19 protein-coding genes and 1 riboswitch are annotated in these 22,203 nt (G+C 74.2%); of the genes, 4 read left to right on the forward strand and 15 right to left on the reverse strand.

The genetic code is table 11. From position 1 onward, the window contains the following. Together AOK23_RS33915 and AOK23_RS33920 are read left to right on the forward strand one after the other, a co-directional pair. On the forward strand, positions 1–1,052 hold a 1,052-nt coding region (locus AOK23_RS33915; protein WP_055716370.1), incomplete at its 5' end, for an amidohydrolase family protein. Between the two features lie 188 nt (positions 1,053–1,240). Beyond that, positions 1,241–1,894 carry a hypothetical protein gene (locus AOK23_RS33920; RefSeq protein WP_055716371.1) on the forward strand — a complete coding sequence of 218 codons (654 nt, stop codon included), beginning with the start codon at positions 1,241–1,243 and terminating at the stop codon, positions 1,892–1,894. Positions 1,895–1,948: 54 nt separating this feature from the next. Here the strand turns inward: AOK23_RS33920 and cobC are convergent, their stop codons facing one another. From cobC to cobM, 6 genes are read right to left on the reverse strand one after another with little or no spacing between them, the layout of a single operon-like run. Beyond that, positions 1,949–3,034: an Rv2231c family histidinol phosphate aminotransferase CobC gene (gene cobC / locus AOK23_RS33925; protein WP_055716372.1), complete on the reverse strand. Its 1,086-nt coding sequence runs from the start codon at positions 3,032–3,034 to the stop codon at positions 1,949–1,951. Next, positions 3,024–3,953 (reverse strand): sirohydrochlorin chelatase, encoded by a 930-nt coding sequence (locus AOK23_RS33930; protein WP_055716373.1) that lies wholly within the window; start codon positions 3,951–3,953, stop codon positions 3,024–3,026. Before AOK23_RS33930 ends, cobC begins: the two co-directional genes overlap by 11 nt. Beyond that, entirely contained in the window at positions 3,950–4,108 is a 159-nt protein-coding gene (locus tag AOK23_RS48205; RefSeq protein WP_157878231.1) for a hypothetical protein, read from the reverse strand. Before AOK23_RS48205 ends, AOK23_RS33930 begins: the two co-directional genes overlap by 4 nt. Beyond that, entirely contained in the window at positions 4,105–5,961 is a 1,857-nt protein-coding gene (gene cobJ / locus AOK23_RS33935; protein WP_055716374.1) for a precorrin-3B C(17)-methyltransferase, read from the reverse strand. The genes AOK23_RS48205 and cobJ overlap by 4 nt, the downstream gene beginning before the upstream one ends. Beyond that, entirely contained in the window at positions 5,958–7,199 is a 1,242-nt protein-coding gene (locus AOK23_RS33940; protein ID WP_055716375.1) for a bifunctional cobalt-precorrin-7 (C(5))-methyltransferase/cobalt-precorrin-6B (C(15))-methyltransferase, read from the reverse strand. Before AOK23_RS33940 ends, cobJ begins: the two co-directional genes overlap by 4 nt. After that, positions 7,196–8,023 carry a precorrin-4 C(11)-methyltransferase gene (cobM, locus tag AOK23_RS33945; RefSeq protein ID WP_055716376.1) on the reverse strand — a complete coding sequence of 276 codons (828 nt, stop codon included), beginning with the start codon at positions 8,021–8,023 and terminating at the stop codon, positions 7,196–7,198. The genes AOK23_RS33940 and cobM overlap by 4 nt, the downstream gene beginning before the upstream one ends. Positions 8,024–8,262: 239 nt before the next feature. Here cobM and AOK23_RS33950 point away from each other — a divergent pair, with 239 nt between their 5' ends. Then, complete coding sequence (locus tag AOK23_RS33950; protein WP_055716377.1) at positions 8,263–8,991, forward strand: ZIP family metal transporter; 729 nt, start codon at positions 8,263–8,265, stop codon at positions 8,989–8,991. A 23-nt stretch (positions 8,992–9,014) separates the two neighbouring features. Here AOK23_RS33950 and cobI read toward each other — a convergent pair whose 3' ends face one another. Genes cobI through AOK23_RS33985 form a run of 7 tightly spaced genes read right to left on the reverse strand, consistent with a single transcriptional unit; the run spans position 9,015 to position 20,014 of the window. After that, positions 9,015–9,746: a precorrin-2 C(20)-methyltransferase gene (cobI, locus tag AOK23_RS33955; protein WP_055716387.1), complete on the reverse strand. Its 732-nt coding sequence runs from the start codon at positions 9,744–9,746 to the stop codon at positions 9,015–9,017. Then, positions 9,743–11,200, reverse strand: a complete 1,458-nt coding sequence (locus tag AOK23_RS33960) for a cobyrinic acid a,c-diamide synthase CobB (protein WP_055716378.1) — start codon at positions 11,198–11,200, stop codon at positions 9,743–9,745. Before AOK23_RS33960 ends, cobI begins: the two co-directional genes overlap by 4 nt. Before the next feature lie 7 nt (positions 11,201–11,207). Continuing rightward, complete coding sequence (gene cobO, locus AOK23_RS33965) at positions 11,208–11,807, reverse strand: cob(I)yrinic acid a,c-diamide adenosyltransferase (RefSeq protein WP_055716379.1); 600 nt, start codon at positions 11,805–11,807, stop codon at positions 11,208–11,210. After that, a complete protein-coding gene (locus AOK23_RS33970; protein ID WP_055716380.1) occupies positions 11,807–13,816 on the reverse strand; it encodes a putative cobaltochelatase in 2,010 nt (669 codons plus the stop codon). The genes cobO and AOK23_RS33970 overlap by 1 nt, the downstream gene beginning before the upstream one ends. Then, positions 13,813–17,490 carry a cobaltochelatase subunit CobN gene (gene cobN / locus AOK23_RS33975; protein ID WP_055716381.1) on the reverse strand — a complete coding sequence of 1,226 codons (3,678 nt, stop codon included), beginning with the start codon at positions 17,488–17,490 and terminating at the stop codon, positions 13,813–13,815. The genes AOK23_RS33970 and cobN overlap by 4 nt, the downstream gene beginning before the upstream one ends. Continuing rightward, positions 17,487–19,022: a cobyric acid synthase gene (locus AOK23_RS33980; protein WP_055716382.1), complete on the reverse strand. Its 1,536-nt coding sequence runs from the start codon at positions 19,020–19,022 to the stop codon at positions 17,487–17,489. The genes cobN and AOK23_RS33980 overlap by 4 nt, the downstream gene beginning before the upstream one ends. After that, a complete protein-coding gene (locus AOK23_RS33985; RefSeq protein WP_055716383.1) occupies positions 19,019–20,014 on the reverse strand; it encodes a cobalamin biosynthesis protein in 996 nt (331 codons plus the stop codon). Before AOK23_RS33985 ends, AOK23_RS33980 begins: the two co-directional genes overlap by 4 nt. A gap of 100 nt (positions 20,015–20,114) precedes the next feature. Beyond that, positions 20,115–20,257, reverse strand: a riboswitch (cobalamin riboswitch). A 249-nt stretch (positions 20,258–20,506) separates the two neighbouring features. On the opposite strand from AOK23_RS33985, the gene AOK23_RS33990 reads away from it, so the two are divergent. Continuing rightward, on the forward strand, positions 20,507–20,764 hold the full coding sequence (locus AOK23_RS33990; RefSeq protein WP_055716384.1) for a hypothetical protein: 258 nt from the start codon (positions 20,507–20,509) through the stop codon (positions 20,762–20,764). Between the two features lie 135 nt (positions 20,765–20,899). Here the strand turns inward: AOK23_RS33990 and AOK23_RS33995 are convergent, their stop codons facing one another. Beyond that, positions 20,900–21,121: a hypothetical protein gene (locus AOK23_RS33995; RefSeq protein WP_055716385.1), complete on the reverse strand. Its 222-nt coding sequence runs from the start codon at positions 21,119–21,121 to the stop codon at positions 20,900–20,902. 26 nt (positions 21,122–21,147) lie between these two features. Beyond that, on the reverse strand, positions 21,148–22,203 hold a 1,056-nt coding region (locus AOK23_RS34000; protein ID WP_055716386.1), incomplete at its 5' end, for an inorganic phosphate transporter.

Consider the following 22,203-nt stretch of genomic DNA (forward strand, 5'->3'; position numbering starts at 1 on the left):
TCGTCGGGCCCGACGACGTCCGGGACGAGCTGTGGGTCGTGGACGGCCGGGTCTCCTACGACCGTCCCGCCGCCGCGCGGGACGTGCGGACGGTGGAGGGGTGGGCGCTCCCCGGTCTCGTCGACGCCCACTGCCATGTCGGCCTCGGCGCGCACGGGCCGGTCGACGCCGGCACCGCGGAGAAGCAGGCCCTGACCGACCGCGACGCCGGCACCCTCCTGATCCGCGACGCGGGCTCCCCGTCCGACACCCGCTGGGTCGACGACCGCGACGACCTCCCGAAGATCATCCGCGCCGGCCGGCACATCGCCCGTACCCGCCGCTACATCCGTGGCTACGCCCACGAGATCGAGCCGGACGACCTCGTCGCGTACGTCGGCCGGGAGGCCCGGCGCGGTGACGGCTGGGTGAAGCTGGTCGGCGACTGGATCGACCGCGAGGTGGGCGACCTGGCGGCGTGCTGGCCGCGCGGCGCCGTCGAGGCGGCGATCGCCGAGGCCCACCGCCTGGGTGCCCGCGTCACGGCCCACTGCTTCGCCGAGTCCTCGCTGCGCGACCTCGTCGAGGCGGGCATCGACTGCGTCGAACACGCCACGGGCCTCACCGACGACCTGATCCCGCTGTTCGCCTCCCGCGGCGTCGCGATCGTCCCCACCCTGGTCAACATCGCCACGTTCCCGAAGCTCGCCGAGGGCGGCGAGGCCCGGTTCCCCGTCTGGTCCGCCCACATGAGGAACCTGTACGACCGCCGCTACGACACCGTCCGCAACGCCTACGACGCCGGTATCCCGGTCTTCGTCGGCACCGACGCCGGCGGCAGCCTCCCGCACGGCCTGGTCGCCGACGAGGTGGCCGAACTGGTCAAGGCCGGCATCCCCCCGCTCCGGGCCCTCGCCGCGACCACCTGGGACGCCCGGACCTGGCTCGGCCGCCCCGGCCTGGAGGAGGGCGCCCCGGCGGACCTGGTCGTCTACGCCGAGGACCCCCGCGACGACGTCCGCGCCCTGGCGGCGCCCCTGCGGGTCGTGCTGAACGGCACGATCACCGCCTGACACACGCTTCCCCCGGGAACGCCGGTCCGCCCGGCGGCGACGGCGGTCGGGCGGGCGTGCGCGGGACAGGACCAGGACCTCAAGGGCAGTGGCCGAAGGGACAATTTCCGGGAACTCGCCCGCTCCCTAGGTTGGTTGCGCACCGCACGCCCGTCCCGAATGTTCCGTCCAGCACCAGGGAGGCTTCCGTGCCCAACCATTCCCCTCTTCTCCGCAGACTGTCGAACCTGGCGGTCGCGGGGGCCGCCATGCTCGCCGTCCTCGCCCCCGCCGGCGCCGCGTCCGCCCACAGTGGCGCCCCGGTCGCCAAGAAGGCCGAGACGACGGCCGCCCAGCAGGACACGACGGCCGCGGCCGCCGTCAAGCTCCGCAAGCTCTACGACTGGCGCCTCCACGTCAAGCCCAACAACGCCAAGTACATCGGGCGGCCCTGGAAGCCCAGCGAGGCCATCCAGGAACTCAAGAAGTGCTTCAACTGCACGTTCCCGGTCAAGAACGCGCCGAAGAAGTACCCCAAGGAAGGCCAGCTGATCAAGCTGAAGGCCTGCGCGGCAGGTCCCTTCGGCTGCAAGAACGCGCCCGTCAAGTTCTACTCGAAGGGCGTGGCGAACGGCTGGTACTTCGTCGCGCAGAAGGGCCACTTCGACGGCGCCGGCTCCAAGGTGTACTTCCAGTTCTACAACGAGAAGAACACCGGGTACCTGATGCTCCACGTCTGGGCCTACGTCGCCAAGCCGAGCGTGCCCGACGGCGTCAACAAGTCCTTCGCCCGCGGCAAGTGGCAGGACTTCAGCCACAAGATGGGCGTGAAGCTCCACTGCAAGCACAGCTCGCAGTGCTGACCCGGTAGCACCCGCCCCGCAGGATCCGCCGGCGGACCGTCGAGCCCCCTCCGCTCAACGGTCCGCCAGCGTCATCGCCTGGTCCAGCGCCTGGAGGAAGCTGTTGACCGTCGTACGGTCACGGACCGCCAGCCGCAGCCAGTTCTCGTCCAGGCCGGGGAAGGTGTCGCCCCGGCGCACCGCGAAACCCAGGGTCCGCAGATGGCGGCGCACGGCCGGCGCGCGATCCAGGCTGACGAGGACGAACGGCCCCTCGGCGGGCTCGGCGACGGTCAGGCCGTCCGGGGCGAACTCCTTGAGCCCCGCCACCAGATGGGCCCGGTCGGCGGCGACGCGACAGGCCGCGTCGGCCGCCTCCGCCAGCGCCCGCTCGGACACGCACGCCTCGGCCGCCGCGAGCGCCGGCGTGGACACCGGCCACAGCGGCTGCGCCCGCTCCAGCTCCTCGATCGTCTCCGGTGCGGCGAGGACATAGCCGATCCGCAACCCTGCCAGGCCCCACGTCTTGGTGAGGCTGCGCAGCACCACCAGACCGGGCACGTCCGTCCGCCCGGCCAGCGCCTCCCGCTCGCCCGGCACCGCGTCCATGAACGCCTCGTCCACCACCAGCGTCCGCCCGGGGCGGGCCAGCCGTGTGATCGCCCCCGCCGGGTGCAGCACCGACGTCGGGTTGGTGGGGTTGCCGACGACGACCAGGTCCGCGTCCTCGGGCACGGCCTCCGGGTCCAGCCGGAAGCCGTCCGACGCCCGCAGCAGCACCCGGTCCACGCTGTGCCCGGCGTCCCGCAGCGCCGCCTCCGGCTCCGTGAACTGCGGGTGCACCACGACCGGCCGACGGACCCTCAGCGCCCGCGCCAGCAGCACGAACGCCTCGGCGGCGCCCGCCGTGAGCAGCACCCGCTCGGCGGGCAGCCCGTGCCGGGCGGCCACCGCCGCCCGGGCGGACCGACCGTCGGGGTAGGCGGCCAGCCCGGTCAGCGACCCGGCGATCCGCTCCCGCAGCCAGGCGGGCGGCGTGCCGGCCCGCACGTTCACGGCGAGGTCGGTGAGCCCGGCCCCGTCGTCCCGCACCTCGGCGTCACCGTGATGCCGCAGGTCGTGTCCCGCACGCCGGGAACCGCTCCGGTGTTCAGTGTGCATGGGAGTGCGTGTGTCCCCCGTGATGGTGGTGGCCGTGGTGGTGCCCGTCGTCGTCCGGGTGGAAGTGCGGCTGCTGCGGCATCCCCACCTTGTCCTCGAACCCGGGCAGCGCGATCCGGTAGACGCAGGAGTCGCAGTTCATCCGCAGATCGCCCTCCAGGGCCTCCCGGTAGCGCTCCATGACCAGATCGAGCAACTCCGGTTCCGGACCGATGACATCGGCCGACCGTACCTCGATCTCCGGGTGCGCGGCAGCCCAGCCCTCGGTCTGCTGCCGTACCCGGTCCGGCAGGATGCCGGTGAACAGGAAGTACGGCAGCACCACGATCCGCTTGGCGCCCAGCCGCACGCACCGGTCGAGACCGCTCGGCACGTCCGGCGCCGCCAGCGACACGAACGCCGTCTCCACGCCCGCGTAGCCGCGTCCCTCCCACAGCAGCCGGGCCGCCTTGAACACCTCGGCGTTGGCGTCCGGGTCGGTCGAGCCGCGCCCCACCAGCAGCACCGTCACATCGGCACGGTCCTCGGGGCTGCGGCCCGCACCCCCGAGCGCCTCGTCCAGCCGCCGCTCCAGCACGCTCAGCAGCGCCGGGTGCGGGCCGAGCGGACGGCCGTAGGTGTACGAGATCCCCGGGTGCCGCTCCTTCTCGCGGGCCAGCGCCGCCGGGATGTCACCCTTGGCGTGCCCGGCGGACACCAGCATCAGCGGGACGGCGGCGAACCGCCGCACACCCCGCTCCACCAGGTCGGCCACGGCCTCGCCCAGCGGCGGCGGGGACAGCTCGATGAAGCCGCCCGCGACGGGCAGTTCGGGGTGGCGGCGCCCCAGTTCCCGGACGAAGTCGCGGAACGCCTCGGCTCCGGCATCGTCCCGGGTGCCATGACCGGCGATGAGCAGGGCGGGCGGCGGGGTGGTCACGATTTCTCCTCGGAGTCTGGAACGGGGTGGTACTGCGGGGCGACGGGCGCGGCGACCGGCGCCGGTCCGCCCGTCACGGTCGCCTCGGTGTACGAGGCGGGCCGGTGGGCGGCCGGTCGCCGAAACGGCTCGGTCGGGTGGAGCACCTGGTTCACTCGGCGCCCTCCGGGTTCTCCTGCCAGCGGTAGCCGCGCGGCGTCACCATGCGGCCCGCGATCTCACGGGTCGCCGTGTTGCCCACGGTCACCACGGTCATCATGTCGACCGTCGCCGGGTCGAGCGCGGCCAGGGTCGTCAACCGGTGCGACCCGTCCGGCCTCGAGGCGTTCCGTACGACGCCGACGGGCGTCGTCGGCTCACGGTGGCCGGCCAGGATGGCGAGGGCCTTCGGCAGCTGCCAGTCGCGGCCCCGGCTGCGCGGGTTGTAGAACGTCACCACGATGTCGGCCTCGGCCGCCGCCCGCACCCGCCGCTCGATGACCTCCCACGGCGTGTGCAGGTCGGACAGGCTGATCGACACATGGTCGTGCCCGAGCGGCGCCCCGAGGAGCGCGGCGGCCGCGAGCGCGGCGGTCACCCCGGGCACGCCGATCACGTCGATGTCGTCGGACGCCTCGGCGAGCGCGGGCGAGGCCATGGCGTACACACCGGCGTCGCCGCTCCCGATCAGCGCCACGGCCTGCCCCCGGCGGGCCTCGGCGACCGCGGTCCGCGCCCGCTCCTCCTCCGCGCCCAGCCCGGACTCCAGGATCCGGGTGCCGGGCCGGAGCAGGTCCCGGATCTGGTCGACGTACTGGTCCAGCCCCACGAGCACGGAGGCCCGCCGCAGTTCGGCCTTCGCGCGCGGCGTCAGCAGGTCCCGGGCGCCCGGTCCGAGCCCCACCACCGCGAGCCGCCCCCGCGCCGGCCGCCGTACGACGGCACAGGTCGCCATCGCGGGCTTGCCGTCCGCCCGCTCCGACTTCCGCTTGGGGACGAGGAGTTCACCTCCGCCGACGAGTGCGGCGGCCTCCGCGACGGAGGGGGTGCCCACGGCGGCGAGCGGCGCGTCCGACGGGTTGGGCACCTCGACCGCGGCCAACTCCTCGGCGGAGTGCGTGACCAGCGGGACACCGAGACGCGCGGCGGCCTCGACGAGACCGGGTTCGTCGGCCTTGGCGTCGACGGTGGCGAGCTCGGCGAGGGACCGGGGGGAGAGGCCGGCGTCGTGCAGGGCGCTCTCGATCAGCCCGAGCACCTCGTCGGTGGGGGCGCCCCTGGACGCCCCGACACCCACCACGAGGGACGGCGGACGGAGCACCACGCGCGCGTCACCGGCGCCGCGGTGAGGGAGGGCGCCGAGCGGTTCGCCCGCGCCTCGGGGGCGGCCGGCCGTGAGCGTCTCCTCCGTCCGGCCCGCCCGGTCGGCGCCGAGCGTCTCCTCGGGCCCGCTCACCCGTCCACCGGCCGGCACGCGGTCGGTCACGACGATCGCCGGTCCTCCGCGCTCGGTCGTCGCGTCCGGTGCCGGGCGCCGTACGTTCGGCGGGAGCGCGGGCAGGGGCCAGGGGATCTCCAGGTCCAGCTCCACGTTCTCCCCGTCGAGCAGGGCCCGGGAGACCCCGGCCACGTCCCCCTCGACCGGCATCCCGAGCGTGTCCAGGCCGGGCACCCCGACCGCGTCGGTGGCCGTGGTCACGACGGGCTCGGCGCCGAGTACCTCGCCCACCTCGACGGCGAGCGCGTTGGCGCCCCCCGCGTGCCCGCCGACCAGCGACACGGCGAACCGCCCGGCCTCGTCGACGCACACGACACCCGGATCGGTGCCCTTGTCACCCAGCAGCGGCGCGATCAGCCGCACCACGGCCCCCGTGGCGAGGAAGCACACCACCTGCTCGCACTCGCCGAACGCGCGCCCCACGGCGTCCCGTACGGGCCCCTCGTACACACGGGTCCGCTCGGGCCACGCCGAGGCGAGCCGCTGGGCGGCAACGGCCCCCGCGGCGGTCGCGGAGATCAGGCCGATCACCGGTCAACTCCTTCACAGTGCGCCGGGGGCCTCACGCCCCACAGCAGGAAAACGGGATTGGTCGCCGCGAGCCGGGTCACGTCCCCCGGCAGCGGCGCGAGCCGGGACGCCTGCAGCAGGACGCCGTCACAGGTCAGCCCGGCCGCGACGAGCGCCTCGCGGGCCGCGGGGACCCGGTCGAGCGCGGCCATGGCGACCACCACGGTCCGCCGGGCCCGCCGCGCGCACGCGCTGACGATCGCGGGCAGTTCGCGCCCCCCGCCGCCGATGAACACGGAGTCGGGGTCGTCCGGAAGCCCGGCCAGCGCGTCCGGCGCGGCCCCCTGCACCACGTGCACGTCGACGCCGTGCGCGGCGGCGTTGGCGCGGACCCGCTCGACGCCGTCCGCCGTCCGCTCGACGGCGGTGACGGCCGCGCCGAGCCGCGCGCACTCCACGGCCACCGAGCCGGAGCCCGCGCCGACGTCCCACACCAGGTCGCCGAGCCGGGGGCCGAGGCGGGCCAGCGCGAGGGCCCGCACCTCGAACTTGGTGATCATCGAGTCGCGGTGCGCGAACGCGTCCTCGTCCAGCGCCCACCGCTCCGGAGCGGCCGGCGCCCCGGCGACGGTCCGCACGGCGGACACGGTGTGTGCCTCGTCCAGGCACAGCACGACGCTGACCTCGGCACCCCAGTCGCGCGCGGCGGCCTCGGCCGGTGTCACCCGCTCCACCCGCTCACGCTCAGGGTCGCCCAGCGCGGACGCCACCACGAGGGTCCGCCGGCTGTCCAGCAGCCCCGCCCCCAGTTCGGCGGGCCCGCTGCCGGGTCCGGTCAGCACCGCCGTCTTCGGCCGGGCCCGGCACACGTTCAGCGCGGTGCGCAGCGCTCGCCCGTGGGCGCTCACCACGACCGCGTCGTCCCAGGGCAGCCCCAGCCGGGAGAACGCGGTGGCCACCGAGGACACCCCCGGCCGGACGTCCAGCTCCCCGGCGCCGAAGCGTTCGGCGAGCGCCCGCACGATCCCGAAGAACCCCGGGTCGCCGGAGGCCAGAACGACGACCCGCCGGTCCCGGTACTTGTCGATCACCTGGAGGGCGGGCGCCAGCGGCCCGAGGACGACCTGCTCGGCCGTCGCCGGGAGCGGGGCAGCCGCCAGATGCCGGCGTCCGCCCACGACGAGCGCCGCCTCGGCCAGGACGGCCGCGGCGTCCGGGGGGAGGGGCGCCCCCGTGCCCGTACCGATGACGGTGATCACGGCGTGCCGCCCCGGCCGCGCGCCTCCCGCAGCGCCTTGCGCGCCTCGGGGTCGGCCTTGCGGTACCCGTGGAAGTGGCCGGGGTGGTACAGGTGCGAGCGGGTGCCCTGCGCGTCGAGGGCCGGGCCCACCAGGAACAGGGTGTGCTTCCAGAGCTTGTGCTCCTTGACGGTCTCCTCCAGTGTCTCGACGGTGCACCGCACGACCAGCTCCTCCGGCCAGGTCGCCTGGTAGGCGATGACCACCGGGGTACCGGTCGGATAGCCGCCCTCCAGCAGCTCCCGCACCAGCTGACCGCTGCGCGCGGCCGACAGGAAGATCGCCATCGTCGTGCCGTGCCGCGCGAACTCCCGTACCTCCTCGCCCGGCGGCATGGGTGTCTTGCCCCCGCCGAGCCGGGTCAGGATCACCGACTGCGCGACCTCCGGGATCGTCAGCTCCCGCTGGGCGAGCGCGGCGACGGCGGAGAACGACGACACGCCCGGTACGACCTCGGTCGCGATGCCCAGCGCACGGCACCGGTCGAGTTGCTCCTGGGTGCCGCCCCACAGCGCCGGGTCACCGGAGTGGATCCGGGCGACCTTCAACCCCTCAGCGAGGGCCCGCTCGTACACGGCGACGACGTCCTCCAGGGACATGGCGGCCGAGTCGAGGATCTCCGCCTCCGCGCGGGCGTGGTCCAGCACCTCGGCCTGCACCAGGCTGGCCGCCCAGATCACGACGTCCGCCTCCGCGATCGCCCGGGCGGCCCGGAACGTCAGCAGATCGGCGGCGCCGGGTCCGGCACCGACGAAGGTCACCTTGCCGGTGGGGGCATCGGCCATGGAAGTCATCGTTCCTCTCTCAAAGGCTGTACGGCGCGCGAAGGCGGTACGGGGCGCAACCGCTGTGCGGGGCGCGACCGGTCTGCGGAGCGCAACCGATGTAGGCGGCGCGAAGGCCGTGCGGGACGGTGCCCCTTCCGGTCGCGCCTCGCGGGGCCGGGGTCGGTCCGCTCCGGAACTCGGCCGCCGTCACGGGGTGCCGCGGGGTGGCGGCCCGGCTCTTCCGGTAGCAAGGACCCATGGCGGTGTTCGTGGCGCTCGGCGCGTTCCTCATGACGCTCATCGGCGGCTGGACGGCCGGGCGGGTCACCGACCGCCGTCACCTGGTGCTGGGTCTGGCCGGCGGACTGATGCTGGGCGTGGTCGGCCTCGACCTGCTGCCGGAGGCGCTGGAGGCCGCCGGGGACGAGGTGTTCGGCGTACCGGCGGCGCTGCTGCTGTTCGTCGCCGGGTTCCTCGCGGCCCACCTGGTGGAACGCCTGCTGGCGGCCCGTCAGGCGGCGCACGGCGCGGAGGAGCACGACGGGCGCACCCCGCAGGTCGGTCTCACGGCGGCCGCCGCGATGGTCGGCCACAGCGCCATGGACGGCGTCGCCATCGGCGCCGCCTTCCAGGTCGGCGAGGGCATGGGCCTCGCCGTGGCGCTCGCGGTGATCGCCCACGACTTCGCGGACGGCTTCAACACGTACACACTGACGAGCGTGTACGGCAACGCCCGCCGCCGGGCGATCACCATGCTCGTCGCGGACGCGGTGGCGCCGGTCCTGGGCGCCGCCTCCACGCTGCTGTTCACGATCCCCGAGGGCCCGCTCGGCTGCTACCTCGGCTTCTTCGGCGGCGCTCTGCTGTACCTGGCGGCCGCCGAGATCCTCCCCGAGGCCCATCACGCGCATCCGGCGCGCTCCACACTGCTGTGCACGATCGCCGGGGCGGCGTTCATCTGGCTGGTGGTGGGCGTGGCCGAGTGAGCGTCCCGACCCGAGGGCTCCGCTCACAGCTTGCCGCCGCGGCCGCCGTCGCGCGGGGCGGGCGCGATCAGCGTGGACAGGTACGGCAGGGGGCCGCCGTCGAGCGCGTCGGCGGCCTGGATGGACTCCTCGGGAAGGCCCAGCGCGGACCCCCACACGGCGTCCTGGAGCCGCCCCGTCTCCCGCAGTGCCTCGACGACGGCCTGCGCCTGCCGCCCGAACTTGTAGGCCACCACGGTCCCCGGCCCGCCGAGGGCGTCCTTCAGCACGGCCGACCCCGCCGTCACGGGCACCAGCGTGAGCGGCTCCGTCCCCTCCGTCAGCACGGCACCGGAGCGCGCGGCGAGGTCCTGCATCGCGGTGATCCCGGGCACCGTCTCGATGTCGGTCCCCGGCACCAGTTCGCCGATGGTGTGGGCGAGATAGGTGAACGTCGAGTACACGTTGGGGTCACCGATGGTGGCGAACGCGACGGCGGAGTGGGCCTTCAGCAGCTCGGCGACCCGCTCACCGGCGGCGTCCCAGGCGGCCTCGCGCCGCCCCCGGTCGGTCCGCTCGTTGAGCGCGAACACGACCCGGACGATCTTCTCCGCGGCCACGTAGTGCAGCACGGTCGCCTCGGCGCGCCCCCGCTCCCCGGTGTCCATGACGGGTACGACGACGACGTCGGCGTCCCGTAGAGCGTTGACGCCCTTGACGGTCACCAGCTCCGGGTCGCCGGGGCCGACCCCCACTCCGATCAGCCTGCTGCTCATGACGTCCGGCACCTCTCCACGAACCGACGGGCGACACCGGGCTCGGACGCCCAGTGCGTGTGCAGATAGCTCGCGTGCACACCGCGCTGTACAAAACCTTCGACCCGCCGTTGAGCGCCGCGGATCCCCCATGCGGGAGCGGCCCCGGCGCCCGGTTCGACGACCGTCCGGTGGAACTCGTGCCCCCGCATCCGCGTCCCCACGGGCGCCAGCACGCTGTCGCCGAGGGCCACGGCGTCCCGGTACCCGAGTGTCAGCCGCGCGTCCATCCGGGCCGTGGCGTCGAGCACCCCGCACATGGGCCGCCCGTCCAGCTCCCGGCACAGATACAGCAGCCCCGCGCATTCGGCCGCCACGGGCGCCCCGCCCAGCGCCAGCTCGGCGACCTCCTTGCGCAGCGCCTCGTTGGCGGACAGCTCGGCGCCGTACACCTCGGGGAACCCGCCCCCGACGACCAGCCCCCGGGTCCCCTCGGGCAGCCGCTCGTCCCGCAGCGGGTCGAAGGTCACGACCTCGGCCCCGGCGGCGGTGAGCAGCTCGGCGTGTTCGGCGTAGGAGAAGGTGAAGGCTGGCCCGCCGGCGACGGCGACGACCGGCGCGCTGCCTTCCGGCGTCCCGCTTTCCTGCGCCTCACCCGCCTGCGCCCCGCCTTCCTGCGCCCGACCCTCCGGCGCCCCGCTTTCCCGCGCCCCGCCCTCCGGCGACGGCCCGAGGGCCCCGGCCGGGTCCCACGCCGGGCCCGGCAGCGCCCCCGCGCTCCGCGCCAACGCCACCAACGCCTCCAGGTCGCATCCGGCGGCCACCTGCGCGGCCATCGCCGCGACCGCCTCCACGGCCTCCGCCCGCCGCTCGGCGACCGGCACCAGCCCCAGATGGCGGGACGGCGTGTCCACCCGGGCCACCCGCCGCAGCACACCGAGCACCGGCACGCCGGCCGAGTCGAGCGCCTCCCGCAGCAGTTCCTCGTGCCGGTCGGAGGCGACCTTGTTGAGGATCACGCCCCCGACCCGCACCTCGGGGTCCCAGGACGCGAAGCCGTGCACCAGCGCCGCCACCGACCTCGACTGCGACGACGCGTCGACGACCAGCACCACCGGCGCCCGCAGCAGCTTGGCCACGTGCGCGGTGGACGCCAGCTCGCCCTCGCCGGCGGCCCCGTCGTACATCCCCATCACACCCTCGACGACGGCCAGGTCGCACCCCCGCGCCCCGTGGGCGAACAGCGGCGCGATCAGTTCCGGCCCGCACAGGTACGCGTCGAGGTTGCGCCCCACCCGCCCGCTGGCGAGCGCGTGGTACCCGGGGTCGATGTAGTCCGGCCCCACCTTGTGCGGGGACACGGCGAGCCCCCGCGCGGTGAGCGCGGCCATCAACCCTGTGGCGACGGTGGTCTTGCCGCTGCCGGAGGAGGGCGCGGCGACGACCAGCCGGGGGACGGACGACGAGGAGTTCACGACGACATCACCACTCGATGCCCCGCTGGCCCTTCTGGCCCGCGTCCATGGGGTGCTTCACCTTCGACATGTCGGTCACGAGGTCCGCGAAGTCGATCAGCTTCTCCGGCGCGTTCCGCCCGGTGATGACCACGTGCTGGGTCCCCGGCCGGTCGCGCAGCACGTCGATGACCTCGTCGGTGTCGACCCACCCCCAGTGCATGGGGTACGCGAACTCGTCGAGGACATACAGCTTGTACGTCTCGGCCGCCAGGTCCCGCTTGACCTGCTCCCAGCCCTCGCGGGCCTTCTCCTCGTTGTCCATCTGCGCGTCGCGCTGGACCCAGGACCAGCCCTCGCCCATCTTGTGCCAGTCGACGGAGCCGCCCTCACCGCTGGCGCCCAGCACCCGCAGCGCGTTCTCCTCGCCGACCTTCCACTTCGCCGACTTGACGAACTGGAACACCCCGATCGGCCAGCCCTGGTTCCAGGCCCGCAGCGCCAGCCCGAACGCGGCGGTGGACTTGCCCTTCCCGATGCCGGTGTGCACGACGACCAGCGGCCGGTTGCGCCGCTGCCGTGTCGTCAGCCCGTCGTCCGGCACCACACTCGGCTGTCCCTGCGGCATTACGCGGCCCTCCTCGAAGTCCCCTGCACATCCCTGACCAGCCCGGCGATGGAGTCCGCCCGCAGCTCGTCCAGCGTCACGGCCGTACCGCCCAGCTCACCCGCGAGCTGCCCGGCGAGCCCCAGCCGCACCGGCCCCGACTCACAGTCCACCACCACGGAGGCGACACCCCCGGCCGCGAACAGCCGGGCCGCCCGCCCCGCCAGCGCCACCGGCTCCGGCCCGCCCGTGGCGCGCCCGTCGGTCACCACGACGACCAGCGCGCGCCGTGCCGGGTCCCGCAGCCGCTCCACCCGCAGCACCTCGTGGGCCCGCAGCAACCCGGCGGCCAGCGGCGTCCGCCCGCCCGTGGGCAGCGACTCCAGCCGGGCCGCGGCCGCGTCCACCGACGACGTCGGAGGCAGCGCCACATCCGCCGCCGACCCCCGGAACGTCACCAGACCCACCTTGTCCCGCCGCTGGTAGGCGTCCAGCAGCAGCGACAGCACGGCGCCCTTCACGGCGCTCATCCGCTGCCGCGCCGCCATCGACCCGGACGCGTCGACGACGAACAGCACGAGGTTCCCCTCACGCCCCTCCCGCGTCGCCTGCCGCAGATCGTCCCGCCGTACGACGAGCCCCGGACCGGACCGCCCCCGCGCCCGCTGGTGCGGCGCCGCGGCCTGGACCGTGGCCGCCAGGTGCAGCTTGGTCAGCGTGCCGCGCGGACGGCGCGCCCCGGTGGTGCGCCCGTGCTCGGTCCTGGCCCGCGAACGCCGCCCGGCGGCGCCCTCACCGAGGCCCGGCACGCTCAGCACCTTCGTCCGGAAGGGTTCGGCGGCCCGCACGGCGGACTGCTCGCCCGCACCCGCGCCGGAGGGCTGCGGCTCCCCGCCCTCCCCGGCCTCGGGCCGCGCGCCGGTGTCCCCGCCCTGCGGCCCCTCCGGGTCCGACGACGGCGGCTGCCCGCCACCGCCGGGCCCGTCCGGACCGGGGTCGGGGTCCTCGTCCTCGGACGACCCGCCGAACTCCTCCAGCGTCTCGTCGAGCTTGTCCTCGTCGAGGCCCGGCGCGTCGAACGGGTTGCGGCGCCGCCGGTGCGGCAGCGCCAGCAGCGCCGCCTGCCGTACGTCCTCCGCGAGCACGTCGGTCCGTCCGGCCCACGCCGCCAGTGCGGTCGCCGTCCGGGCCATGACGATGTCGGCCCGCATGCCGTCCACCTCGAAGGCCGCGCAGGTCGCCGCGATCTGCCGCAGCGCCCCGTCGCCCAGCCGCACCGACGGCAGCAACTCCCGTGCCGCGACGATGCGTTGACGCACCGCGGCCTCCTCGTCCGCCCAGCGGGCGGCGAACCCGGCCGGGTCGTCGTCGTAGGCGAGCCGTCGCCGGACGACCTCCACCCGCTGGTCGGGCTCCCGCGAGGCGGCCACCTCGACGGTCAGCCCGAACCGGTCGAGGAGCTGCGGTCGCAGCTCGCCCTCCTCCGGGTTCATGGTCCCGACGAGCAGGAAACGCGCCGCGTGCCGTACGGAGACACCCTCGCGCTCCACGTACGAGGCACCCATCGCCGCCGCGTCCAGCAGCAGGTCGACGAGGTGGTCGTGGAGGAGGTTGACCTCGTCGACGTAGAGGATGCCGCGGTGGGCGTCGGCGAGGAGGCCCGGCTCGAACGCCTTCACGCCCTCGGCGAGCGCCCGTTCGATGTCGAGGGCGCCGACGAGCCGGTCCTCGGACGCGCCGACGGGCAGCTCGACCATCCGGGAGGGACGGGTGGTGCCCGGCCCCGGCTCGTGCGGCCCGTCCGGGCACGCCGCGTCCGGCTTCGCGGGGTCGCACGAGAAACGGCACCCGGCGACGACGTCCACCCCGGGCAGCAGCGCCGACAGCGCCCGCACGGCGGTGCTCTTCGCGGTGCCCTTCTCGCCGCGCACCAGCACCCCGCCGACGGCCGGGGACACGGCGTTCAGCAACAGTGCGAGCCGCAGGTCGTCCTGACCGACGACGGCCGTGAACGGAAACGGAACACTCACTTGTCGTCGCCCTCCAGGTCGCCTTCCAGCTCCAGGTAGGTGGCCCGCAGCCGTTCCAGCGTGTCGGCGTCGGGCTCGGCCCACAGACCGCGGTCGGCGGCCTCGAGCAGCCGCTCGGTGATCCCGCGCAGGGCCCACGGGTTGGACTTCTTCATGAAGTCCCGGTTCTCCGCGTCGAAGACGTACTCCGCGCTGAGCTTCTCGTACATCCAGTCGTCGACCACGCCCGCCGTCGCGTCGTACCCGAAGAGGTAGTCGACGGTCGCCGCCATCTCGAAGGCGCCCTTGTAGCCGTGGCGCCGCATGGCCGCCATCCAGCGCGGGTTGACCACGCGGGCGCGGAACACCCGGTGCGTCTCCTCGCCGAGCGTGCGCGTCTTCACCTGGTCGGGCGTCGCGGAGTCGCCCACGTACGCCTCGGGGGAGGCGCCCGTCAGATGGCGCACCATGGCGACCATGCCGCCGTGGTACTGGAAGTAGTCGTCGGCGTCGACGAGGTCGTGCTCGCGGGTGTCGACGTTCTTCGCCGCCACCGCGATCCGCTTGAACGCCGTCTCCATGTCCCCGCGCGCCGCCCGCCCGTCGAGGCCGCGCCCGTACGCGTAGCCGCCCCAGACGGCGTACACCTCGGCGAGGTCCGCGTCGGAGCGCCAGTTGCGGGCGTCGATCAGCGGCAGCAGCCCGGCGCCGTACGCGCCCGGCTTGGAGCCGAAGACCCGGGCCGTGGCCCGCCGCCGGTCACCGTGCTCGGCGGTGTCCTCGTCGGCGTGCGCCTTGACGAAGTTCCGCTCGGCGGGCTCGTCCAGCTCGGCCACGGCCCGTACCGCGTCGTCGATCAGTCCGACGACGTGCGGGAACGCGTCCCGGAAGAACCCGGAGATGCGCACCGTGACGTCGATGCGCGGCCGCCCCAGCTCCGCGAGCGGCACGATGTCGAACCCGGTCACACGGCGCGACGCGTCGTCCCACACCGGACGGCAGCCCAGCAGCGCCAGGATCTCGGCGATGTCGTCGCCCTGGGTGCGCATCGCGGACGTGCCCCACACCGTCAGCCCGACGGACTTCGGGTACTCCCCGGTGTCGGCGAGGTACCGCTGCACCAGCGAGTCGGCGAGCGACTGCCCGACCTCCCAGCTGAGCCGGGACGGGATGGCCTTGGGGTCGACGGAGTAGAAGTTGCGGCCGGTCGGCAGGACGTTGACGAGGCCGCGCGTCGGCGAACCGGACGGACCCGCCGGGACGTAACCGCCGTCGAGGGCCTTGAGGATGTGCCCGATCTCGTCGGTGGTGCGGGCGAGCCGCGGCACGACCTCCCGGCACGCGAACTCCAGCACCGCGACGGCGTCCGGCAGTTCGGTGCCGAGCACGCCGCGCACGAGCGCCGGGACCACGGTGACGTCCCAGTCCCGTGCCTCCATGCCCTCCGCGACCCGCCGGCACAGCTGCTCAAGCAGGTCGATGGCGTCCGCCGCCGTACGGGCGGGGCCCTCCACGAGGTCGCTCAGCTCGACCGGCACCTTCACCGGAGCGCCCGGCTCGGCCAGCAACTCCTTCTCGACCAGGCCGAAGTGAGCGGCCAGCGACGCCCGCAGCCCCGGCAGCGCGTTCGCCTGCCCGCCCCACACCTGCGAGGCGCGCAGCACCGCCAGCACCAGGTTGACGCGCGGCTCACCGACCGGTCCGCCGCCGAGGATATGCAGACCGTCGCGGATCTGCACGTCCTTGATCTCGCACAGGTAGCCGTCGATGTGCATGACGAACTCGTCGAAGTCGTCGTCGCCCGGCTGCTCGTCCACATGCAGGTCGTGGTGGAGCTCGGCCGCCTTCACCAGCGTCCAGATCTGCGCCCGGACGGCCGGTGCCTTCGCCGGGTCCAGGTCGGACACCAGCGCGTACTCGTCGAGCAGCTGCTCCAGCTTCGCCAGATCGCCGTAGGTGTCGGCGCGCGCCATCGGCGGTACGAGGTGGTCGACGACGGTGGCGTGCCCGCGCCGCTTGGCCTGGGTGCCCTCGCCGGGGTCGTTGACGATGAACGGGTAGACGAGGGGGAGATCGCCGAGCACGGCGTCCGGGGCGCAGCCCCCGCTCAGCCCGAGGCCCTTCCCCGGCAGCCACTCCATCGTGCCGTGCTTGCCCATGTGCACGATCGCGTCGGCGCCGAAGCCCCCCTCCGATGTCGCTGTCTCCAGCCAGCGGTACGCCGCCATGTAGTGGTGCGACGGCGGCATGTCCGGGTCGTGGTAGATCGCGATCGGGTTCTCCCCGAAGCCGCGCGGCGGCTGGATCATCACGACGACGTTCCCGAACTGGAGGGAGGCGAGCACGATGTCGTCCCCGTCGACGTACAGCGAGCCCGGCGGTTCGCCCCACGCCTCAAGCATGCCGTCCCGCAGTTCCGGGTCCAGCTTGTCGAACCACGCCCGGTAGTCGGCGAGCGGCACCCGCGCGGGCGCGGACGCCAGCTGCTCCTCCGTCAGCCACTCCACGTCGTGGCCGCCGGCCTCGATGAGCCGGTGGATCAGCTCGTCGCCGTTGTCGGGGTACGCGGTGACGCCGTACCCGGCCGCCTTGAGGGCGTCGAGGACCCGCACCGCCGAGGCGGGCGTGTCGAGGCCCACCGCGTTGCCGACGCGCGAGTGCTTGGTCGGGTAGGCGGTGAAGACCAGCGCGAGCTTCTTCTCCGCGTTCGGCTTGTGCTTCAACGCCGCGTGCCGCACGGCGATCCCGGCGACGCGCGCGGCCCGCTCGGGGTCGGCGACGTACACCGGCACGTCGTCCGGACCCTGCTCCTTGAACGAGAACGGCACCGTGATGAGCCGTCCGTCGAACTCGGGGATCGCGACCTGCATCGCCGCGTCCATGGGGGAGAGGGCGGCGTCCGACTCGTCCCACGCGGCGTGCGACGACGTCAGGCACAGGCCCTGGAGGACGGGGATGTTCAGCTCGGCGAGCGCGCCGATGTCCCACGCCTCCTCGTCGCCGCCGGCCGACGCCTCGGAGGCGTGCGTACCGCCGGCGGCGAGGACGGTGGCGACCAGCGCGTCCGCCCTCGCGAGCAGCTCGTACAGCCCGGCGTCGGCGCCGCGCAGCGAACCGCAGTACACGGGAAGGGCGTTGGCGCCCTTCGCCTCGATCGCGTCGCACAGGGTGTCCACGAACGCGGTGTTGCCGCTCAGCTCGTGCGCCCGGTAGAAGAGCACCCCGACCGTGGGCCGCCCCTCGACGAGCGGGCGCTCCCCGTGCCGGCCGTACTCGGGCATCTTCCGCGGTTCGACGAACCCCTCGCCGGTCAGCAGCACGGTGTCGGACAGGAACCGGGCCAGCTCGGTCAGGTTCTCGGGCCCGCCCTCGACGAGGTACTTGAGCGCCTCCGCGACCACACCGGCCGGCACCGACGACTCGGCCATCAGCTCGGCGTCCGGCACGGCCTCACCGCCGAGCAGCACGGTCGGGACACCGGCGGTCTTCAGCGCGGCGAGCCCGTCCTCCCAGGCCCGCTTGCCGCCCAGCAGCCGTACGACGGCGATGTCCGCGCCGTCGAGGAGAGCGGGCAGCTCGTCCCTCACGTCGACGCGGGTCGGGTTGCCGATCCGGTACGAGGCGCCGGCGGCGGCCCGGGCCGCCAGCAGATCCGTGTCGGCGGTCGACAACAACAACACAGTGCCAGTGCTCATGCGGGCGCTCCCGGTGGAATGAAAGGCAGTCCTTGCGGCGCGCCCGACTCGATGAGCCGCCACAGCGCGTCCGTGTCCGCGTGTTCCTCGATCAGATCGCCGAGCCGGTCCAGCTGCTCCTCGCGCAGCGCGGCGAACGACGTGTCGGCGGCCGGCACGAAACGACGGCCCGCGGCGGCCGCCACCTCGCGCAGGAAGGCCCGCCGGAACCCGTCCGACTCCAGCGACCCGTGCCAGTGCGTGCCCCAGGTCTGGCCGACCCGGCAGCCGTCCAGGCTGTGTCCCTGATCATCGGAGAAGAACGCTTCGCCCCCGAGGACCTCGGCGACCCCGTGATGGATCTCGTACCCCGTGACGTGCTCCCCGAGGGCCTCGCCCTCCGGCCGGGTGAGGGTCTTCTCCCGCGCGAACCGCACCCGTACGGGCAGGATCCCGAGCCCCTCGACGTGTCCCCGCCGGCTCTCGACGTCGTCCTCGATGTGCTCGCCGAGGACCTGGAAGCCACCACAGATGCCGAGCACGGGCCGGTGTGCGGCGGCCCTGCTCCGCAGCGCGTCCGCGAGGCCCCGCTCACGCAGCCACTCCAGCGCCCGTACCGTGCCGCGGGTGCCGGGGACGACGACGAGGTCCGCGTCGGCCAGTTCCTCCGGCCGGTCCACGAACCGCACCACGACGCCGGGTTCGGCGGCGAGGGCGTCCACGTCGGTGAAGTTGGACATCAGCGGGATCGCGCAGACGGCGACCCGCAGCACGTCCTGCCCGACGGGCGGCGACACGTTCGACTCGCGGACCGTCCCGCGCAGGGACACCCGCAGGCCGTCCTCCTCGTCGATGCCGAGGCCGTGCCGGAACGGCAGCACCCCGTACGTCCGACGCCCCGTCAGCCCGTGCAGCATGTCGAGCCCCGGCTCCAGCAGGGAGACGTCCCCGCGGAACTTGTTGACGAGGAACCCGGCGACGTGCGCCTGGTCCTCGGGCGACAGCAGCGCCACCGTCCCGAAGAACGAGGCGAACACGCCGCCGCGGTCGATGTCGCCGACGACGAGCACGGGGAGCCCGGCGTTGCGGGCGATCCCCATGTTGACGATGTCGGTCCGCCGGAGATTGATCTCGGCGGGACTCCCGGCCCCTTCACAGATCACCGCGTCATACGTGCCCCGCAACTCGGCAAGACAGTCGAGCACGGTGCCCAGCAGCCGCTGCTGCCGTCCCCCGTGGTAGCCCCGCGCGCTCAACTCCCCGACGGGCTTGCCGAGCAGCACGACCTGGCTGCTCTGCTCCCCACCGGGTTTGAGCAGCACCGGGTTCATCAGCGCCGTCGGCTCCACCCGGCAGGCCTGAGCCTGCATGGCCTGGGCCCGCCCGATCTCGGCGCCCTCCCGCGTCACGAACGAGTTGAGGGACATGTTCTGCGCCTTGAACGGCGCGACCTTGACGCCCTGTCGGACCAGCCACCGGCAGATCCCGGCGGTGACGACGCTCTTGCCGGCGTCGGAGGTGGTGCCAGCGACCAGCAGTCCGCCGCCCGTCATGACGCCCCCCTCGACCGCCGGGAGCGGCCTCCCGTGAACTCCCGTGCCGGGCCCCGCGCGACGCGGCCCCGCAGCAGTGACGCGCCCGCGCTGACGCCGAGCGCGAGCCAGTTCACGCGCCGCGACAGCCGCACGGCCCGCTCGATGTCCCCCACGGTGACGGCCCGCCCTTCCGTGTTCAGCACGGGCCGGTGCTCGACCCGCCCCCCGTACGACAACGTGCCTCCCAGCCGGACGCCGAGCGCCCCGGCGAACGACGCCTCCACGGGCCCCGCGTTGGGGCTCGGATGCTTCCGCGCGTCCGCCCGCCAGGCCCGTACGGCCCCCCGGGCGTCCCCGCCGGCCGCGGCGGCCAGCAGGGCGGTGAGCCGGGCCCCCGGCCACCCCGCCACGTCGTCGAGGCGGGCGGACGCCCACCCGTACCGCCGGTGGCGCGGCGACTTGTGCCCGACCATGGCGTCCAGTGTGTTGACGGCGCGGAACCCGAGCAGGCCGGGCACGCCGCCCAACGCCCCCCACACCAGCGCCCCGACCACGGCGTCGGAGGTGTTCTCGGCGACGGACTCCACCACGGCCCGGGCGATCCCGTCCGCGTCCAGCGCCTGCGGGTCCCGTCCGCACAGATGCGGCAGCCGGTCCCGCGCGGCCTCGACATCGCCGGCCTCCAACGCCCGCCCCACGGCGCGGGCCTCCCGCGCGAGGGAGGTGCCCCCGACGACGGCCCAGGTGGCCGCGCCGGTCAGCGCGACGGACGCCGCACGGGACGGCCGTGCCGCAGCGGCGGCCACCGCCCCCAGCGCCACGGCGCCTCCGGCGCACACCACGGTGTGCAGCGCGCCCCACCCCCGGTGGTCCCGCCACAACACCCGCTCCACGGCGCCCGCGGCCCGTCCGAACACGGCGACGGGATGCCCCCGGCGGGGATCGCCGAGCAGCAGGTCACCGAGGAGTCCGGCGGTGGCGCCGTACGCGAAGACGCGATCGGCACGCACGCGTTCAGCCGATCGCGGGGTCGGGCAAGGACCGGATGCTGAGTCTCACATGGCAGGCGCGCATGGCGATATGTCCTCACTCAGGGTGTCCACGCCCTGGTTCGACGAGACCGACGACGAGAGTTCCTGGCTCCCGGGGAAGGTTCTTCCCCGGTGACAGTGGCGGGACCGCGCCGGACTCGCACCGGCTTCCTCTCCTGCCGTCGTGGATGGCCCCGGCAGTCCACCACGGCCCCGGAAGACCCGTCAACTTGCTGTTGACCTGCGGCGCAGCGGTGTGCTGAGCCCCACATCGCTGAAACGGCGTCAGTCGCCCGAATCGGCGCTTTCCGTGCTCTATCCCGGCGCCCCGGCCCCGTGTGCGCTCGAACAGGCATCAGAACGCTCTGTTCTTCTTCCGTCACGCGGCGTGCTGTGGTTTTCTGGCGGGGCTTGGGGACCCGGGAGCGGACGGCTCGTGAAGACCCGTCCGGGGGACGGGAGGTGCACGCGATGGAAGACCGGACCGAGACGGCCACGCAGGCGCGCACGGGGGCGTCGTGGGACCGGCGGACGCTGGTGACGGCCGCCGCCCCGCTGGTGCTGTTCAGCACGGTGGCGGGGGTGCTCGCCGTCGGCGTCGGCGCCCTCGCCTCGCTGTGGGTGCCGGGGACGGAGGCGCGGGCCGTCGTCTGGATGGCGGTGACGACCCTCGTCGCCACGGGAGCGGGCCTCTGGTGGGGCCTGAACCCCGGACACCGGACGCCGTGAACGAAGACGACGAACCCCCTGTGCCGGGGTGACCGGCACAGGGGGTTCGTCGCGGTGTCCCACCGTGGGCGGGACGGGTGTCCTTCGGCGCCGGACCTCAGTGGCTGCGGTCCCGGGCCGTGGGTGGGTGTGGCCTCAGGCCATGATCAGGTAGATCCCGTAGCCCACCGCCGCCGCGCACGCCGCGAAGCAGGCGTACGCCGCTGTCGTGGCGAGGGCGGCCGAGCCGCCGGAGGCGGTCGCCGTCTCCCGCTTGGAGAGGCCGACGATCCCCAGGGTGAACAGGCCGACGAGGGCCACGGTGACCACGAGGCTGACTCCGAAGACGGAGCCGAGTGCTGCCCAGTCGATGTGCATGGTGGTGTCTTCCTAGGGGCGCCGGCTCAGACGGCCGGTGTGGGGGCGGAGGGGCCGGTCGGGGTCTCGGCGCCGACCGTCGCGGCCGCGGGGGCCGGGATCGTCGCCGCGAGTTCCTCGGTCACGGCGCCGGTCGGCGGCGGGGTCACCGCGGCGATGGCCGTGGTCACCACGCCGGGGGGCTCCTCGGAGTCGTTCACGTTGGTGTGGTCGACCACCTCACGGCGCGAGATCACCCAGATCGCGGCGCTGGAGGCGATGAGGAAGACCGCGACGACGGCCGTGCCCCACGTGCCGTGGGACGTCACCCACTCGGCGAGCGCGGCGACGAGCGCCGCGGCCGGCAGGGTCAGGCCCCACGCCACGAACATCCGGGTGGCGGTGGACCAGCGCACCACGCCGCCCTTGCGGCCCAGGCCCGCGCCCATGACCGCACCGGAGACCGAGTGCGTGGTGGAGAGGGAGAAGCCCAGGTGCGAGGAGGCCAGGATGACCGTCGCCGCGCTGGTCTGGGCGGCGAAGCCCTGCTGCGGCTGGAGGTCGGTCAGGCCCTTGCCCATGGTGCGGATGATGCGCCAGCCGCCCAGGTAGGTGCCGAGAGCGATGGCCATACCGGCGGAGACGATGACCCAGACCGGCGGGTCGGAGTCCGGCGCGAGAGCGCCGCCGGCGACCAGGGCCAGGGTGATGATGCCCATCGTCTTCTGGGCGTCGTTCGTGCCGTGGGCCAGCGAGACCAGACCGGCGGAGGCGATCTGACCGGCGCGGTAGCCCTTGCCGGCGGCCTTCTCACTCGTGTGCTGCCCGAGCTTGTACGTCAACCGCGTCGCGAACATCGCCGCGATGCCGGCGACCAGCGGGGCCGCGACGGCGGGGATCAGCACCTTGGTGACGAGCACGTCCCCGTGCACGGCGCCCGTGCCGACCGAGGCGATCGTGGCACCGATCAGCCCGCCCATCAGGGCGTGCGAGGAACTGGAGGGGAGCCCCACCAGCCAGGTCAGCAGGTTCCAGAGGATGGCGCCCACGAGCGCCGCGAAGATGACCTCTGGCTGGATCCCGGACTCGTCGACGAGTCCCTT

It is taken from the genome of Streptomyces torulosus (assembly GCF_001419765.1).
GTDB lineage: Bacteria > Actinomycetota > Actinomycetes > Streptomycetales > Streptomycetaceae > Streptomyces > Streptomyces torulosus.

What these genes read in the sequence shown, in the direction of transcription:
- cobC (WP_055716372.1), bottom strand. Translation starts at nt 3,034, where the DNA reads ATGCACACTGAACACCGGAGCGGTTCCCGGCGTGCGGGACACGACCTG.
- cobM (WP_055716376.1), bottom strand. Translation starts at nt 8,023, where the DNA reads ATGGCCGATGCCCCCACCGGCAAGGTGACCTTCGTCGGTGCCGGACCC.
- AOK23_RS33950 (WP_055716377.1), top strand. Translation starts at nt 8,263, where the DNA reads ATGGCGGTGTTCGTGGCGCTCGGCGCGTTCCTCATGACGCTCATCGGC.
- cobI (WP_055716387.1), bottom strand. Translation starts at nt 9,746, where the DNA reads ATGAGCAGCAGGCTGATCGGAGTGGGGGTCGGCCCCGGCGACCCGGAG.
- cobO (WP_055716379.1), bottom strand. Translation starts at nt 11,807, where the DNA reads ATGCCGCAGGGACAGCCGAGTGTGGTGCCGGACGACGGGCTGACGACA.
- cobN (WP_055716381.1), bottom strand. Translation starts at nt 17,490, where the DNA reads ATGAGCACTGGCACTGTGTTGTTGTTGTCGACCGCCGACACGGATCTG.
- AOK23_RS33980 (WP_055716382.1), bottom strand. Translation starts at nt 19,022, where the DNA reads ATGACGGGCGGCGGACTGCTGGTCGCTGGCACCACCTCCGACGCCGGC.
- AOK23_RS33990 (WP_055716384.1), top strand. Translation starts at nt 20,507, where the DNA reads ATGGAAGACCGGACCGAGACGGCCACGCAGGCGCGCACGGGGGCGTCG.
- AOK23_RS33995 (WP_055716385.1), bottom strand. Translation starts at nt 21,121, where the DNA reads ATGCACATCGACTGGGCAGCACTCGGCTCCGTCTTCGGAGTCAGCCTC.